This is a genomic window from Actinomyces sp. HMSC075B09, from assembly GCF_001812395.1.
GTDB classification, from domain to species: Bacteria; Actinomycetota; Actinomycetes; order Actinomycetales; family Actinomycetaceae; genus Gleimia; species Gleimia europaea.
The window spans coordinates 519,325-532,469 of record NZ_KV808731.1 but is presented as its reverse complement, the minus strand read 5'-3'; the positions used below and the strand labels follow the sequence as shown (position 1 = coordinate 532,469).

Sequence of the window (13,145 nt, the reverse complement as noted above, 5' to 3'; positions counted from 1 at the left end):
ATCTTCTCCTCACTAGCTAATCTTTGATTTTTTCCTTAGCAATCAGTGCGTTCATCTACGTGCGAATATACCGCGGCACCGCTAGTGAAATCAGATTCCAAAACGGATAGGCATAATGAGGTACTTGAAGGAATCGTCTTGATCACCAGACTCATCTTTTTGTCCGGTAATTACTGCAGGTTTAGCGGCATCGGTGAAAGAGAAACGGACGTGGCTTGTGTCAATTACGCCAAGTCCACCTTCAAGGAATCTCGGGTTAAACGCAGTAGTCAAGCTACCGCCTTCGACGGTCGCGGCTACTACTTCAGAGGCCTGTGCGTTGTCGTCGGTACCCGCTTCTAGATTCACTTGCCCGTCTTCAAAACCGAGACGAACAGAAGTACGTTGCTCTGCTACCAAAGATACGCGCTTGACTGCCTCTACAAGCTCGTGGCGATCGACCACTGCCTGAATCTGCGCATCATCGGGGAATAGACGACGTACCGGCGGGTAGTCTCCATCCATGAGAGTTGACGTGGTGCGCTTGGAGCCAGATACAAAACCGATTAGAGAGTTCGCTGCGCCCGCTGCTTCAGTGTCGAAGGCTAGTTCAACACTTCCCCCTGAAGTCATCGACTTTGCGACATCACCAAGCACCCGCGCCTTCACCAAGAGAGCTGTGGAAATACCGGGCTGAGCCGGCTCCCACTTAAACTCACGCATGGCTAGACGGTAGCGGTCTGTGCCCAAAAGCGTAATCGTGTCATCCTCAATTTCCATTCGCACGCCAGTTAAAAGTGGAATGGTGTCATCAGAGGATGCTGCAACTGAAACTTGAGCGATGGCTTGCGCAAAAACCTGGGCATCAATAGTTCCGCGTACCTCGGGCATCACTGGCAATGGGGGATATTCATCAACCGACATCGTGGCCAAGGTGAAATGAGAGGTGCCGCAATCCAGGCTCATTTTCGGGCCTTCAAGCGTGAACTGAACCGGTTGATTGGGCAATGACTTAGCGATCGATGCAAGCAGGCGACCAGAAACTAGGGCTTCTCCTGCAACATCAACGGTTGCTGGAATTTCTGAACGCGTTGAAATTTCATAGTCAAATGATGAAAGCGTAAGAACTCCATCGGCTGCTTCCATGCGAACACCGGCGAGAATAGGCACGGAAGGACGCGTGGGAACTGTACGTGCAGTCCAATTAACGGCTTCAGATAGCACGTCGCGCTCAACGGTGAACTTCACAGTCCGCCTCACTTTCAATCATTAGTACTAGCTGTTTCACTTTACGTTATTTTATCCAATTAGGCACGTTGCTGGATCACACTCCAGCGCTGATGCAAGGTGCCACGCCGCGAACCTGCAATCCACAGATTTTTCTTTTCTGTGCGGACATAGAAATAATAATTTGTAATTCCAGTAGTAGTCATAGGCGGTGTGCAAACTGTGGATAAGTCGATTTTTCGCCGATGTGGTGCACTTTTATATTGTTAATGAAATCTGGATAACCCTGGTGATTGAGAATACTAGTTGTGAATTAGGGAATTACCTATAGAAATATATCCACAGAATTTCGTGGTACAAGGTAAAGAATCAGCCCCTTATCCACATGAATTCACAAAACCATGTGGATACTACTGGCTTTGCCGCGCCTGAGCGCGGATTCGACTGATGAGTTCGGTGACGTGATTGTAGATTTCACGTTTCATTGTCATTTGATGCGAGATTTTTTTATTGGCGTGCATAACAGTCGTGTGATCACGGCCCCCAAATGCCTGGCCAATCTTGGGTAGAGAGAGTTCGGTCAGTTCGCGGCACAGATACATGGCAATTTGCCGCGCCTCGACAATTTGGCGGGATCGGTCAGCTGAGTTCATTTGTTCAATGCTGACCTGGAAGTAGTCAGAAACCTGCCCCATGATCATTGCGATCGTGATCTCGGTGTCATCCGGGTCTGAAAGAACGTCTTTCAGAACCACTTCTGCAAGCGACCTGTTGATCTCTTGATTAGTGATCTGCGCGTACGCCGTGACGCGAAGTAATGAGCCTTCAAGTTCGCGAATATTTGAGGAAATTCGCGAGGCGATGAACTCTAGTACCTCATCATTGACATCGAGGTTCTCCGCGATAGCTTTCTTACGCAAAATAGCGATACGGGTTTCTAGATCCGGTGGCTGAATATCAGTGAGTAGCCCCATTTCGAAGCGCGACCGCATGCGGTCACCTAGGCCCTCGAGCTTCTTCGGCGGCACATCCGAGGTGATAACAACCTGCTTGTTCGCGTTGTGCAACGTGTTGAAAGTGTGGAAAAACTCTTCGACTGTCTGTTCTTTGCCCTGGATGAATTGGATGTCGTCAATGAGCAGGATGTCTACCTCACGGTAGCGACGTTGAAACTGCTCAGCGCGGTCGTCTCGAATTGAGTTAATAAAGTCATTTGTGAACTCTTCTGAACTCACGTACTTGACCTTCAGATTCGGGTAGAGCGAAAGCGCGTAGTTACCAATCGCGTGCAGCAGGTGGGTTTTACCCAGTCCCGAACCGCCGTAGATAAAAAGAGGATTGTAGGCTTTGGCTGGCATTTCACCCACGGCCGTAGCTGCGGCGTTAGCAAAACGGTTGGAAGAGCCGGTAACGAAAGTATCGAAGGTGAACTTGGGATTGAGTCTTGAGCCAGAAAGATCAATTGGCGAGGACGTAGCTTGGTTGCCCGCTTGGATTGGGTGCACCTCAGTTTCGACCTTCCCTGCAGTGGAGGGACGCGACTGTGACAGGCCAGCAATATCCACGGCAGGAGCTAACTCTTCAGCCTGCTCAGCTTTATCAATCTCGGCTTCGACTTCCTCATTGAGGGAGGGATCAACCGTGATTGCGATCCGAACGGATGATCCAACATAGTTTGAAAGAGCGCTACAAATAGCGTCATTGGCATTCTTTTCAATAAAAGTCTTAGTGAACTCGTTTGGGACTGCCACCAAAATGGTGCCTTCCAAGTCGCCGAGTGGACGCGTTGTAGACAAGAACGCTTTAACGGATGGACCAATTTCGTCGTCTTTTAAAAGGTCCGCTATAACGGTGTTCCAAGCGGCGCTTAACTTTTTGCCGTCCACCTCAGCTCCTTCTCCAAACGTGACGTAACACACGGCTGATCATTCAACTTCCCTTAGTTTGTCACTTTTACACCTAATTAGTGAAGTTATCCCCACAATGGGGAAAACTTTGTGGATAACACGAAAAGAACTACACGAATGTGGTTCCCACTGTTTTCACGCAATTAAGTTTCGTATACAACGATTTCGTATTGAACTTATGCACAGCCACAACTGTGTAGTTATGCCCAGAGTTATTCACAGTTGGTGATCGTAAATGTGGTGAATCTCGTTTCCTACCACGTTGACTAGACGAAAAGCAATCAATAAGCTGGATCGTTGTATGTGCAGACACTGCACCATTTAGTGCGCGCTTTTTGCGTTAGCAGTAAATGTGGAGATAGGGAGGGCCCTTCAGGCGCCCTCAAGCCTGAGGAGATCAAAGTGACGAAGCGTACTTATCAGCCGAATAACCGCCGCCGCTCCAGGAAGCACGGCTTCCGCCTGCGTATGCGCACGCGTGCAGGACGCGCAATCTTGGCAAACCGCCGCCGCAAGGGCCGCAAGCAGCTATCTGCCTGAGTGCTATCAGCTCAAAGCCGCTTACGAGACCCGGAGCTATTTCGCAAAGTATTCCGCTTTGGTGAACGCGCGGGCAACCGGAAGTTAGTAGTTCACGTACTGACCGGCGAGGTTTCTCAAAATGAGCGCCTCGTCGGTTTCGTCGTACCTAAGAAGGTATTTGCCCGGGCAGTTGCTCGCAATAAAGTGAAGAGGCAGTTGCGGCACATTTGCCGTGACAGAGTGCAAACACTTCCACCTGGCACCGTCCTCGTGATTCGAGTTCTCGAAGGAGCTCGTGGTAGCGACTACCATGAACTTGAAGAGGCAGTAGATGATGCGCTTTCACGTGCATTGGCGCGGAGCGCGAAATGAATCCTATTTCGCGTATCCTGGTAGCGCCTGTACGCTTCTATCAGAAGTTCATATCGCCGGGAATGCCGCCAACCTGTAGGTACTATCCGAGTTGCTCCAGCTACGCTGTCAAAGCGTTGGAAGTGCACGGACCTGCTAAAGGACTAATACTTGCGACGTGGCGGCTGCTCAGATGCAATCCGTGGTCATTGGGCGGTGTGGATCACGTGCCCGATAAGGGTAAGTGGAAACCAGAGCCCTACGTGAGGCCAAAAGACGACGAATGGGAAGAACCCTAAAATAAGTAAGGAGTCTAACCGTGTGGTTTGACAAGCTTCTGTACCCCTTCAAGGTTGCAGTTGCCTGGGTGATGGTGCGTCTGCACGACGTCTTCGTTTTCCTTGGCATGGATGACGGTTCTGGACCGGCATGGGTGCTGTCCATCATTGGCCTCACCATCATCGTTCGTATCCTCCTTATTCCGCTATTCTTCAAGCAAATCAAGGCCTCCCGAGGCATGCAGGCACTGCAGCCGGAGTTGAAGAAACTTCAAGATAAGTACAAGAACAAGAAGGACCAAGCTTCTCGCCAGCGCATGAGCGAGGAAATGATGGCCCTGTACAAGGAACACGGAACCTCTCCGTACTCCTCTTGTATGCCAGTCCTACTTCAAATGCCGGTGTTCTTCGCCCTCTTCCGTGTGCTTGCATCCACCGGACCGATTGCAGAAGGCACATACCAGTACTCCTCGCTGGGCCCGCTAACGGCGTCGAAGGCGGCAGAGATTGAAGGCTCTACCCTGTTTGGCGCGCCGCTATCTGCAACGTTCCCAACAGCTGATGGTCTTACCCCGAAGATCGTCATCGTCGTCATGATCGTTCTCATGGTCATCACGCAGTTCATCACGATGCGTCAGCTGACCATGAAGAACATGCCGGAATCGGCTAAGGACCCCTCGAACCCGATGATGCGTAGCCAGCAGATGATGATGTACACAATGCCTCTCATCATGGGTGTTTCTGGCTTCTTCTTCCAAACGGGTGTGCTGGTTTACTGGTTCACCACCAACCTGTGGACCATGGGCCAGCAGTTCTGGACCATTGCGCAGATGCCGACTCCTGGCTCCGACGCGTACATCAAACTCATGGGCAAGCGCCGCAAGGACTACATTGAGTGGGCTCGCCCCGTTTTCGAAGAATATGACAACGAAGTTCGCACGCTTGATGCTGACGATGAGCAGGGCCGCGCCGACCTCGTTGAACGCACTTTGAAGAAGGTAAAGAAGTCTGCGCCGAAGCAGAAGATTCCCACGAAGTTTGGTGCAGACGTAACTGCTGAACAGCAGCTTGGCGCCTACCGCGAGTTGGCATATTCCGAGTGGGATGCGATGCCGGATGAGCGTTGGACGCGCAAGTTTGAAATCGCGAGGCGCAACGCGGAAGCTGCGAAGGAACGTAACCAGCCGCAACGCCTCACCAAGCGTGAGAGGCAGCTGCGAGACCAGGCGGAGCGCCGCCGGATTGAACGCGAACGCCAGATCAAGGAACGCCAGCAGGGAATGTCCCCTGAAGAACTTGAACGCAAGCGGGAGGAGCGCCGCCAACAGCGTCGCGACGCCGCACGCAAAAAGAAGCAAGGTAAGGATCAAAAAGACCAGGCATAGCAGCACCACGGGTACTGCTAGAAAGATCCAGAAGGTACAAAATGACTGACGAAACCTCCAAGAAGGACCGCATCGCTCACCTCGTTGAAGAGGGTGACATTGCGGCGGACTACCTCGAAGAACTCCTCGACATTGCTGACCTTGACGGCGACATTGAACTCGACGTTGAGAACGATCGTGCCCTCGTGGAAATCGGCTCTGAAGACCCGTCCTCGCGCCTGGAGCGCCTGGTGGGCGAGGATGGCCGAGTACTTGACGCTCTGCAGGAGCTCACGCGCCTAGCGGTACAGAACGAGACGGGTGAGCGCTCGCGCCTCATGCTGGACATTGCGGGATTCCGCGCCGATAGGCGTCGGGAACTTACCGCGATCGCCGAAGAGGCAATCACGCGTGTGCGCACCACCGGCGAGGCCGTGATGCTTGAGCCGATGAACCCGTTTGAGCGCAAAATTTGTCACGATGTGGCCGCGCGCGAGAACCTCATGTCTGAGTCCGAAGGCGTTGAGCCGAACCGCTGCGTAGTGATTCTGCCCGGCAAGCTTGCTGAGGAAGATAGCGAAGAAGAGCCCCGCGAAAGCTCGGATTCGGCAGAGTAGGTAGGGCCTTCGAACAAGGTGGAAACTACTATGCAGGCTGCCCCGGACGGCTCTTTTGTTGAACAGCCGAATGAGGCAGTTCGCGAATTCTTCGGCCCCCAGTTTGGGCCGATGGATCACTTTGCGCGCATGCTCGTTGAAGAAGGTGAGCTTCGCGGCCTCATTGGTCCACGCGAATTGCCGCGGCTGTGGTCCAGACACATCGTGAACTCGGCAGCCGTTCTAGGCTTCATTCCCGAGGGCGTGCAGGTTCTGGACGTGGGTTCGGGTGCGGGATTCCCCGGGCTGGTGGTTGCCATCGCGAGGCCGGATCTGGATGTACACCTTGTTGAACCTATGGTGCGCAGGTGTGAGTGGCTTGCTGATGTGGCCGGTGAGATCGGGCTCGAAAACGTTACGATCCACAATGCGCGAGCGGAGGAGCTTCATAATGTTGGCGAAGCCGACATTGTAACTTCTCGCGCTGTTGCCAACCTTAAGCAGTTGACGCGGTGGACAATGCCGCTAGTATTGCCCGGCGGGAAGATGCTTGCTCTGAAAGGTCGGCGAGCCGCTGAGGAAGTGAAGGCCGCGCGGCCCCTGCTCAAGAAGTTCAACGTGGGGCGCGTGCATGTTCACGAAGTGCCCTCTCTCATGGAAGAAGAATCAACGCGCGTAGTGGAGATGCAGAAGAAGCGTTAGCGCAGTTCTCCACAGGCTTCGCTGCGGGGTATTGTTCACACCCGGCAAGCCCGCGAGTTCCAGACCGTGCAAAACAACTACACTAGGCGTAGTTGAAAGGAGCATTGGTGACCACTGGTTCTAGTCCCCTTGCAGATGAGATCGCGCGCTCAGCTAGTTTGCGTGCACAACTTGAGGGTGTTGTGTTTCCTCGTCCTCAGCGACCGCTGGTTGTTGCAGTCGCGAACCAGAAGGGCGGAGTAGGCAAGACGACATCGGTTGTGAACCTTTCGGTTGCATTAGCTCAAGCAGGCCTTTCCGTGCTGGTGATTGATTCTGATCCGCAAGGAAACGCTTCTACGGCGCTGGGCGTGGACCACAGGCCGGGTACCCCCTCTACGTATGATGTATTGAGCAGCTCGATGAGCCTTGCTGAGTGTCTACACGCGTGCGAGGAGTCTGAGAACCTGCTTGTTTGTCCGGCCACGATTGACTTGTCTGGTGCGGAACTTGAACTCTCAACCGTCGACGGCCGCGAATTCGTGTTGCGCAAGGCCATTAAGGATTTCCTCGCGGTCAATCGAGGTGTGGACGTTGTGCTGGTTGACTGTCCGCCAAGTCTGGGACTGCTTACCCTGAACTCTTTTGTGGCTGCGGATCAAGTAATCGTGCCGATCCAGACCGAGTATTACGCGCTGGAAGGCCTATCCATGTTGGTCAATACCGTTGAGCGGATCAAGAACTACTTGAATCCAGGTCTAACCATTGGCGCGATCCTGCTAACGATGTACGACAGGCGTACAAATCTTAGTTCCGAAGTAGCCGCCGAGATCAAACGTTATTTTCCAGGAGTGGTTTTGGAGAACTACATTCCGCGCCTGGTTAAGCTCTCTGAGGCTCCAAGTTTCGGAACCAGTATTTTTGGGCATGATCCACGCGGCCAGGGTGCTGTTGCCTACAAGGCGGCCGCGTACGAGTTGGCTTCGCGTTGGGCGAGTTTAGGAGTAGAAGATGGCGGCGAGTGAAAGGCGCGCACTGGGGCGCGGGCTTGGTTCCCTAATTCCGGAACGAGATGCAAATGTTTCACGTGAAACAATTGCACACGAGGATAAAGTTGGCCGGCCCTCTGACCTATTTTTTGCGGGTGGCTCGGGTAAGGACTCGGGAGAAAGACGTTCCCAGTCTCTCTCCGCTGATCTCTTGAAGCCAGCACCACGCAAGGGCCGTGGGACACGGGCTAAAAACACCTTGGCAAAGGGAGCAGCTAAGGGCGGTTCGGCGACCGCTGGCATTTCTAAGCGAAGTCAAGCGCGTTCTTCTTCATCAACGAAATCCTCGAAGAGGGGCGCATCTGTTGATGATGCACGTGCGGTTCGTGGAGATGTAGGTTCTTCTTCGCTAGATGCTGTGGGCGGTGGTTCCGGTGGCACTACGGGCGCCGGAGGTCCCTTGAACTCTGGCTCCAACGCTGTTAGTGGCGGCGGTTCTGGCCGTGAAAAGCGTCCCCTATTTGCAGACATTATTCCGGAGGACACTGAAGCTGGGGATGCCGAGGTAACGACCTCTGATGCGCCGGATCTGGTAGAGGTTCCCGGAGTCTACTTCACGTTGATAGACATTGATTTAGTGGTGCCTAACCCTAAGCAACCTCGTGAAATTTTTGACGAGTGCGAACTAGCAGAACTGTCTGAGTCGATTAAGGAAATCGGAGTTCTGCAGCCTATCGTTGTACGCGAAATTGATGGCGGCGCTGCGCGCTATCAGGAACTCGTTGAACAGCGAAAGGCAGAGGGGCTGGACAGGCTCCCGAAGTTCGAGCTGATAATGGGCGAACGCAGACTTCGTGCTTCAAAGCTTGCGGGCGCGCAGACTATCCCTGCGATCGTGCGCAATACCGAAGATGATGAGCTACTGCGTGAAGCCTTGGTGGAGAACCTGCACCGTTCGCAGTTGAACCCGATTGAAGAAGCAAATGCGTACGCGCAACTGATGTCTGATTTTGGGTACACGCAGCAGGAGCTATCAGAACGAATTAAGCGTTCGAGGCCGCAAATAGCTAACTCTTTACGACTGCTGAAGCTGCCCCCTTCGGTTCAACGCAAACTTGCTGCTGGCGTGCTCAGTGCGGGCCACGCGCGTGCACTTCTCGGCCTGCCAAGCGTTGCACAGATGGATGCCCTTGCCGATCGCATCATTGCGGAAGGCCTGTCAGTTCGCACAACGGAAGAGATTGTTGCGTTAGGAGAAGTCTCTACCATTGCCGCGAAGAAGAGCGCGAAGCGTATTCCACGCCCCCTGTCAGAAAACGCCTCGAACGTAGTAGAACGCCTCACTGACTTGCTGGACACACGTGTGACAGTAGTTGAAGGCAAACATAAAGGGCGCATCTCGATTGAGTACGCCGGCCCAGAGGACCTGGAGAGAATTACCCAAGTAATCGCCAACCTCCGTAGGTAAGGATCGTCGCCTACTACCAGACGGGCAGCTACGCCGCTGTAGGCGGAAACTAGATCTGCGCGGTAGCGTTCCGTGTGCCCGCTCAACAGGTCTGCTCGGTAAGCACCGTGAAGCTTCTGCCCTGTTTGTGCCCCGCACTGGCCCAAGTAGGTCAACAACGGAATGGTCATAGATCAAGACCGTAATGGTTCTGGCGATTGCGGAGATTCCGCTCGCATCTGCGCCGGGTAAAGTACGCAGTGAGCACGAGCTGATGTAGAGTTGCGAGCTAGTGTTTTGGTGCCAGGGTGTGCTGGAAGTAAGAACGGCGTCCTTTTACAGTGTTCCTTTTGTAGGTTGTTAGGATTCACGTTATCACTACGGAAAGTAAGGCGAACCATGGCCGCCGACTTTTGCGAACGTTGTGCGCGTTACCAAATGTTTCACGTGAAACAATTGGTTTCATGACAGGTCGCGCATTCAGTACCAGCATTCCAGTCCGATGGCACGCGCGCACGTACAACTTCATCAGCCCTTTCTGAATCGTGTGATGGCTGGGGTCTACGCAAACCGATATATGTCGCTCTGATGCACAGACACTAACGCGTCGTGAAGCCACTGAGCTAGAGACAAGACCGAGTGTTAGTTATCTAGAACGCGAAGATAGCTGCGGTTACTTCTTGTGCCAATGAATACTTGATTGAAAGCAATCTTCTCGATAGACGCTATTCCACAAATTGTTTCACGTGAAACAATTTTGCTTACCGCTCTTGGAATGCATGTGAACTCATCTGGTTGAGCATCAAGCTATTGACATTATTCCTCGGGAACGACATGCTTAGCGGATCGCTCTACGCTGTAAATGGACCGGGTTTCACATCAATGGTCTAGCGGATCGAACGGATGAAATGACCGGTCCAATGTGCCACTCATTGCACGACTTGAGTAGGCACCATGTAGATCAAAGCCAAGAACATTGAAGTTATCTGTGTGGAATTATTTTGTGTGGAACTCTTTCTACCCAATCAATTGTTTCACGTGAAACAATTGATTATCGCAACTTGAGCTCACTGGGTGACAGCAAGTAATCCAAGGCCGTACTCGTTTAAGGAGAGAGTGCGTGCGGGCGTTCGGACTTCTTCAGAGAGCGTGTTGATCTGGCGCATATGCAGATTCGCGAACCTGATTAAAGTGTCAATGCGGCAAATAGGCGAGTGATCTGATTCGTCGAGTCAGAATACTGGAACTATGCAAGTAGATAACTATGCATGGATTCTGCCAGAACGGTAATTAGACGACTGAACTAAAACGGCAAGCCAAGCGAACCATAAGCTAGAGCGATTCATTTTTGAACAGATTATCACTTTCAAAAGCATCGCGAACAGACCTTTGCCAGCAGGAACTGAGCATCACTATCCGTAAATTGTTTCACGTGAAACAATTTTGGCCAGCCCTTAAAGAGCTGGCCAAAAAGAGAAGTACTACATCAAGTCCTAGTCCCGATTACCCGCAGCGTACTGGGCTATATCTTCCAATACACCGCTAAGACTTCCGTATTCCTCAGCGGCAAGCGGGAACAGGGAAGTGTCCGTCATACCCGGGCTTACGTTGGCGTCAATGAACCAGACCGTGCCGTCTTCACCAAGGATGAGATCAATACGAGACAAGTGCCTCATTCCCACCGTCTTATGAACCTTCAGCGCTACATCGCTTACAGCTGCCAGCTCTTCCTCGGAGAGGCGCGCGGGTACAAAAAACTTAGATCGGCCCGTGTTGTAGCGGGCGTCGTAATCGTACCTGCCGTCATCAGTTTCGATCTCTACCGGAGGTAGCGCCACCGGCTCGCCAAGATCAAGCACTGAAACCGCGATTTCCTTTCCCGGAACGAACTGTTCAACCATCACGGTGTCTCCGTAGGCGAAAGCGTCAACCATCGCCGAGCGGAGCTCTTCCTCGTTAAATACCTTTGATAGGCCCAGCGCAGAGCCACCATCTGAAGGCTTAACGATCAGAGGGAAAGTAAGCCCGGCCTCATTATTGACAATCGACTGAATGATTGCGGGCGCTCCCACCTGGCGGAACAAAGCCTGCTTTAGTGATAGCCACTTCGGTGTCCTCACCCCGCTCAGCTGTGCCAAAGACTTAGCTGTTGGCTTACTAGACGCCAACGCGCACGAGGATGCTGTGGAACCAACGTAGGGGAACGAGATCAGCTCAAGAAGATCCTGAACCGAACCATCCTCGCCCACCGATCCGTGGATCAGTGGCCACACCACATCCGGCTCGAACTCAGCAACCGTAGGTAAAAACTGAGAATTCAGATCGCAAACCTCAACCGTGTGACCAGCATGGCGAAGTACTGTAGCCACCCGACGCCCAGACCGTAGCGAAACGTCGCGCTCGTGCGTCAAACCACCAGAAACAACCAAAATCTTCAAAGTTTCAGACACAGCGATCTCCTCACTTAAACCTGATCCGGAGCCGGCGCTGACACCGCGTCATCGGGCAACTCTGCGCGATCATTCGTGCCAAACATTTCAACCAACTCGCGCTCCGCATTAATCACGCGCGACAGGCGGCTAACGCCCTCACGAATCTCCTCGGGCGGCGGATAACAGAACGAGAGCCTCATGTGGTCGCCCCCTCGGCCATCAGCGTAAAACGCCGTGCCGGAAACATACGCGACCAATCCGGTTACCGCACGCGGAAGCATTGCCTTTGCATCCAGGCCCTCCGGCAACGTCACCCACGTGTAAAAACCACCCTTCGGAGTGGTCCACTGCAAATCAGGTAAGAAATCCTGTAGCGCGGTCATCATCGCGTTGCAACGATCCCGGTACATCTGCCTGTAAACCTTAACCTGGCCGTACCAGTCATAATCAGACAAGTACTGTTCAATAGCCATCTGCCCAACCATGGACGGCGAAAGAATCGCAGACTCCGAAGCTAAAACCAGCTTGTTGCGAATAGCGTGCGGAGCAAGCGCCCAGCCGATCCGGAAACCAGGAGCGAACATCTTCGAGAACGAGCCCAGATAAACCACGCCCTCGGGATTGTAAGACTGTAGCGCTGGAAGTGGATCCGAGTCGAAGCCAAGCAGCCCGTACGGATTGTCCTCAACAATCAAAATATGCTCGCGGCGACAAATCTCGACGATTACAGGACGGCGCTGCTCCGAAAGAGTTACGCCCGCCGGATTGTGGAAATTCGGGATCGTGTACAAGAACTTAATCCGGCGCCCCTGTGCGCGAAGCCGGCGGATCATCTCTTCAAGTGCTTCGGGAATCAGGCCATCCTCGTCCATGTCCACATGGACAACTTCGCCCTCGTACGCGCGGAACGTGCCGAGCGCGCCCACATACGAGGGAGCCTCCGCCAACACGACGTCGCCCTTCTCCAAGAAAATCTCAGAAACCAGATCCAACGCCTGCTGCGAACCAGTGGTCACAACTACATCATCAGGATCTGCATTAATACCGTCATACGTCATCACCTCAGTGATGCGCTGGCGAAGATCCTCCCACCCCTGGCCAGAGCCATACTGCATAGCCTGCGCGCCGTGACGAGAAATGAGCGTGCGAGCGGACTCAGCCAACGAATCCAGAGGCAAATCCTTAATGTTTGGCATGCCTCCAGCCAAAGACACTACTTCTGGCCTCGAAACCACGGCAAACAGAGCGCGGATTTCTGACGAACGCAACCCATGAGCTCGCGCTGCATACGCTCCGTGCCAGGGGTCTAGCCAAGTACCTGAATCGGAATGCGGATCTGGACGTTCAACCAATGTAGTAAATCTTTCAAAGC

General features: G+C 53.1%; 12 protein-coding genes. 8 read left to right on the top strand and 4 right to left on the bottom strand.

The window, feature by feature from the left end; all coding sequences use genetic code 11:
* Positions 1-90 precede the first annotated feature (90 nt).
* Together dnaN and dnaA are read right to left on the bottom strand one after the other, a co-directional pair.
* Positions 91-1,227 carry a DNA polymerase III subunit beta gene (dnaN, locus tag HMPREF2854_RS03250; protein ID WP_070618893.1) on the bottom strand — a complete coding sequence of 379 codons (1,137 nt, stop codon included), beginning with the start codon at positions 1,225-1,227 and terminating at the stop codon, positions 91-93.
* 389 nt (positions 1,228-1,616) lie between these two features.
* A complete protein-coding gene (gene dnaA, locus HMPREF2854_RS03245; RefSeq protein ID WP_070618890.1) occupies positions 1,617-3,092 on the bottom strand; it encodes a chromosomal replication initiator protein DnaA in 1,476 nt (491 codons plus the stop codon).
* Positions 3,093-3,515: 423 nt separating this feature from the next.
* Between dnaA and rpmH the strand changes: the two genes are divergently transcribed.
* From rpmH to HMPREF2854_RS03210, 8 genes are all read left to right on the top strand, one after another.
* Complete coding sequence (gene rpmH, locus HMPREF2854_RS03240; protein ID WP_034509921.1) at positions 3,516-3,653, top strand: 50S ribosomal protein L34; 138 nt, start codon at positions 3,516-3,518, stop codon at positions 3,651-3,653.
* Positions 3,654-4,007, top strand: coding sequence for a ribonuclease P protein component (gene rnpA, locus HMPREF2854_RS08535; RefSeq protein WP_083309352.1), 354 nt, complete (start codon positions 3,654-3,656; stop codon positions 4,005-4,007).
* The gene (yidD, locus tag HMPREF2854_RS08530; RefSeq protein WP_083309351.1) at positions 4,004-4,285 is read left to right on the top strand and encodes a membrane protein insertion efficiency factor YidD; all 282 of its coding nucleotides are present in this window, start codon (positions 4,004-4,006) and stop codon (positions 4,283-4,285) included. Before rnpA ends, yidD begins: the two co-directional genes overlap by 4 nt.
* 20 nt (positions 4,286-4,305) lie before the next feature.
* Entirely contained in the window at positions 4,306-5,649 is a 1,344-nt protein-coding gene (gene yidC, locus HMPREF2854_RS03230; protein ID WP_083309350.1) for a membrane protein insertase YidC, read from the top strand.
* A 41-nt stretch (positions 5,650-5,690) separates the two neighbouring features.
* Positions 5,691-6,245, top strand: coding sequence for a Jag family protein (locus HMPREF2854_RS03225; protein WP_070618884.1), 555 nt, complete (start codon positions 5,691-5,693; stop codon positions 6,243-6,245).
* Positions 6,246-6,275: 30 nt separating this feature from the next.
* Positions 6,276-6,926, top strand: coding sequence for a 16S rRNA (guanine(527)-N(7))-methyltransferase RsmG (rsmG, locus tag HMPREF2854_RS03220; RefSeq protein ID WP_070618881.1), 651 nt, complete (start codon positions 6,276-6,278; stop codon positions 6,924-6,926).
* Between the two features lie 107 nt (positions 6,927-7,033).
* The gene (locus HMPREF2854_RS03215) at positions 7,034-7,930 is read left to right on the top strand and encodes a ParA family protein (protein WP_070618878.1); all 897 of its coding nucleotides are present in this window, start codon (positions 7,034-7,036) and stop codon (positions 7,928-7,930) included.
* Positions 7,917-9,362, top strand: coding sequence for a ParB/RepB/Spo0J family partition protein (locus tag HMPREF2854_RS03210; protein ID WP_070618874.1), 1,446 nt, complete (start codon positions 7,917-7,919; stop codon positions 9,360-9,362). The genes HMPREF2854_RS03215 and HMPREF2854_RS03210 overlap by 14 nt, the downstream gene beginning before the upstream one ends.
* A 1,472-nt stretch (positions 9,363-10,834) precedes the next feature.
* Here HMPREF2854_RS03210 and HMPREF2854_RS03205 read toward each other — a convergent pair.
* Complete coding sequence (locus HMPREF2854_RS03205) at positions 10,835-11,791, bottom strand: D-alanine--D-alanine ligase family protein (RefSeq protein ID WP_070618871.1); 957 nt, start codon at positions 11,789-11,791, stop codon at positions 10,835-10,837.
* 14 nt (positions 11,792-11,805) lie between these two features.
* A complete protein-coding gene (locus HMPREF2854_RS03200) occupies positions 11,806-13,125 on the bottom strand; it encodes an aminotransferase-like domain-containing protein (protein WP_070618867.1) in 1,320 nt (439 codons plus the stop codon).
* Positions 13,126-13,145: the final 20 nt, after the last annotated feature.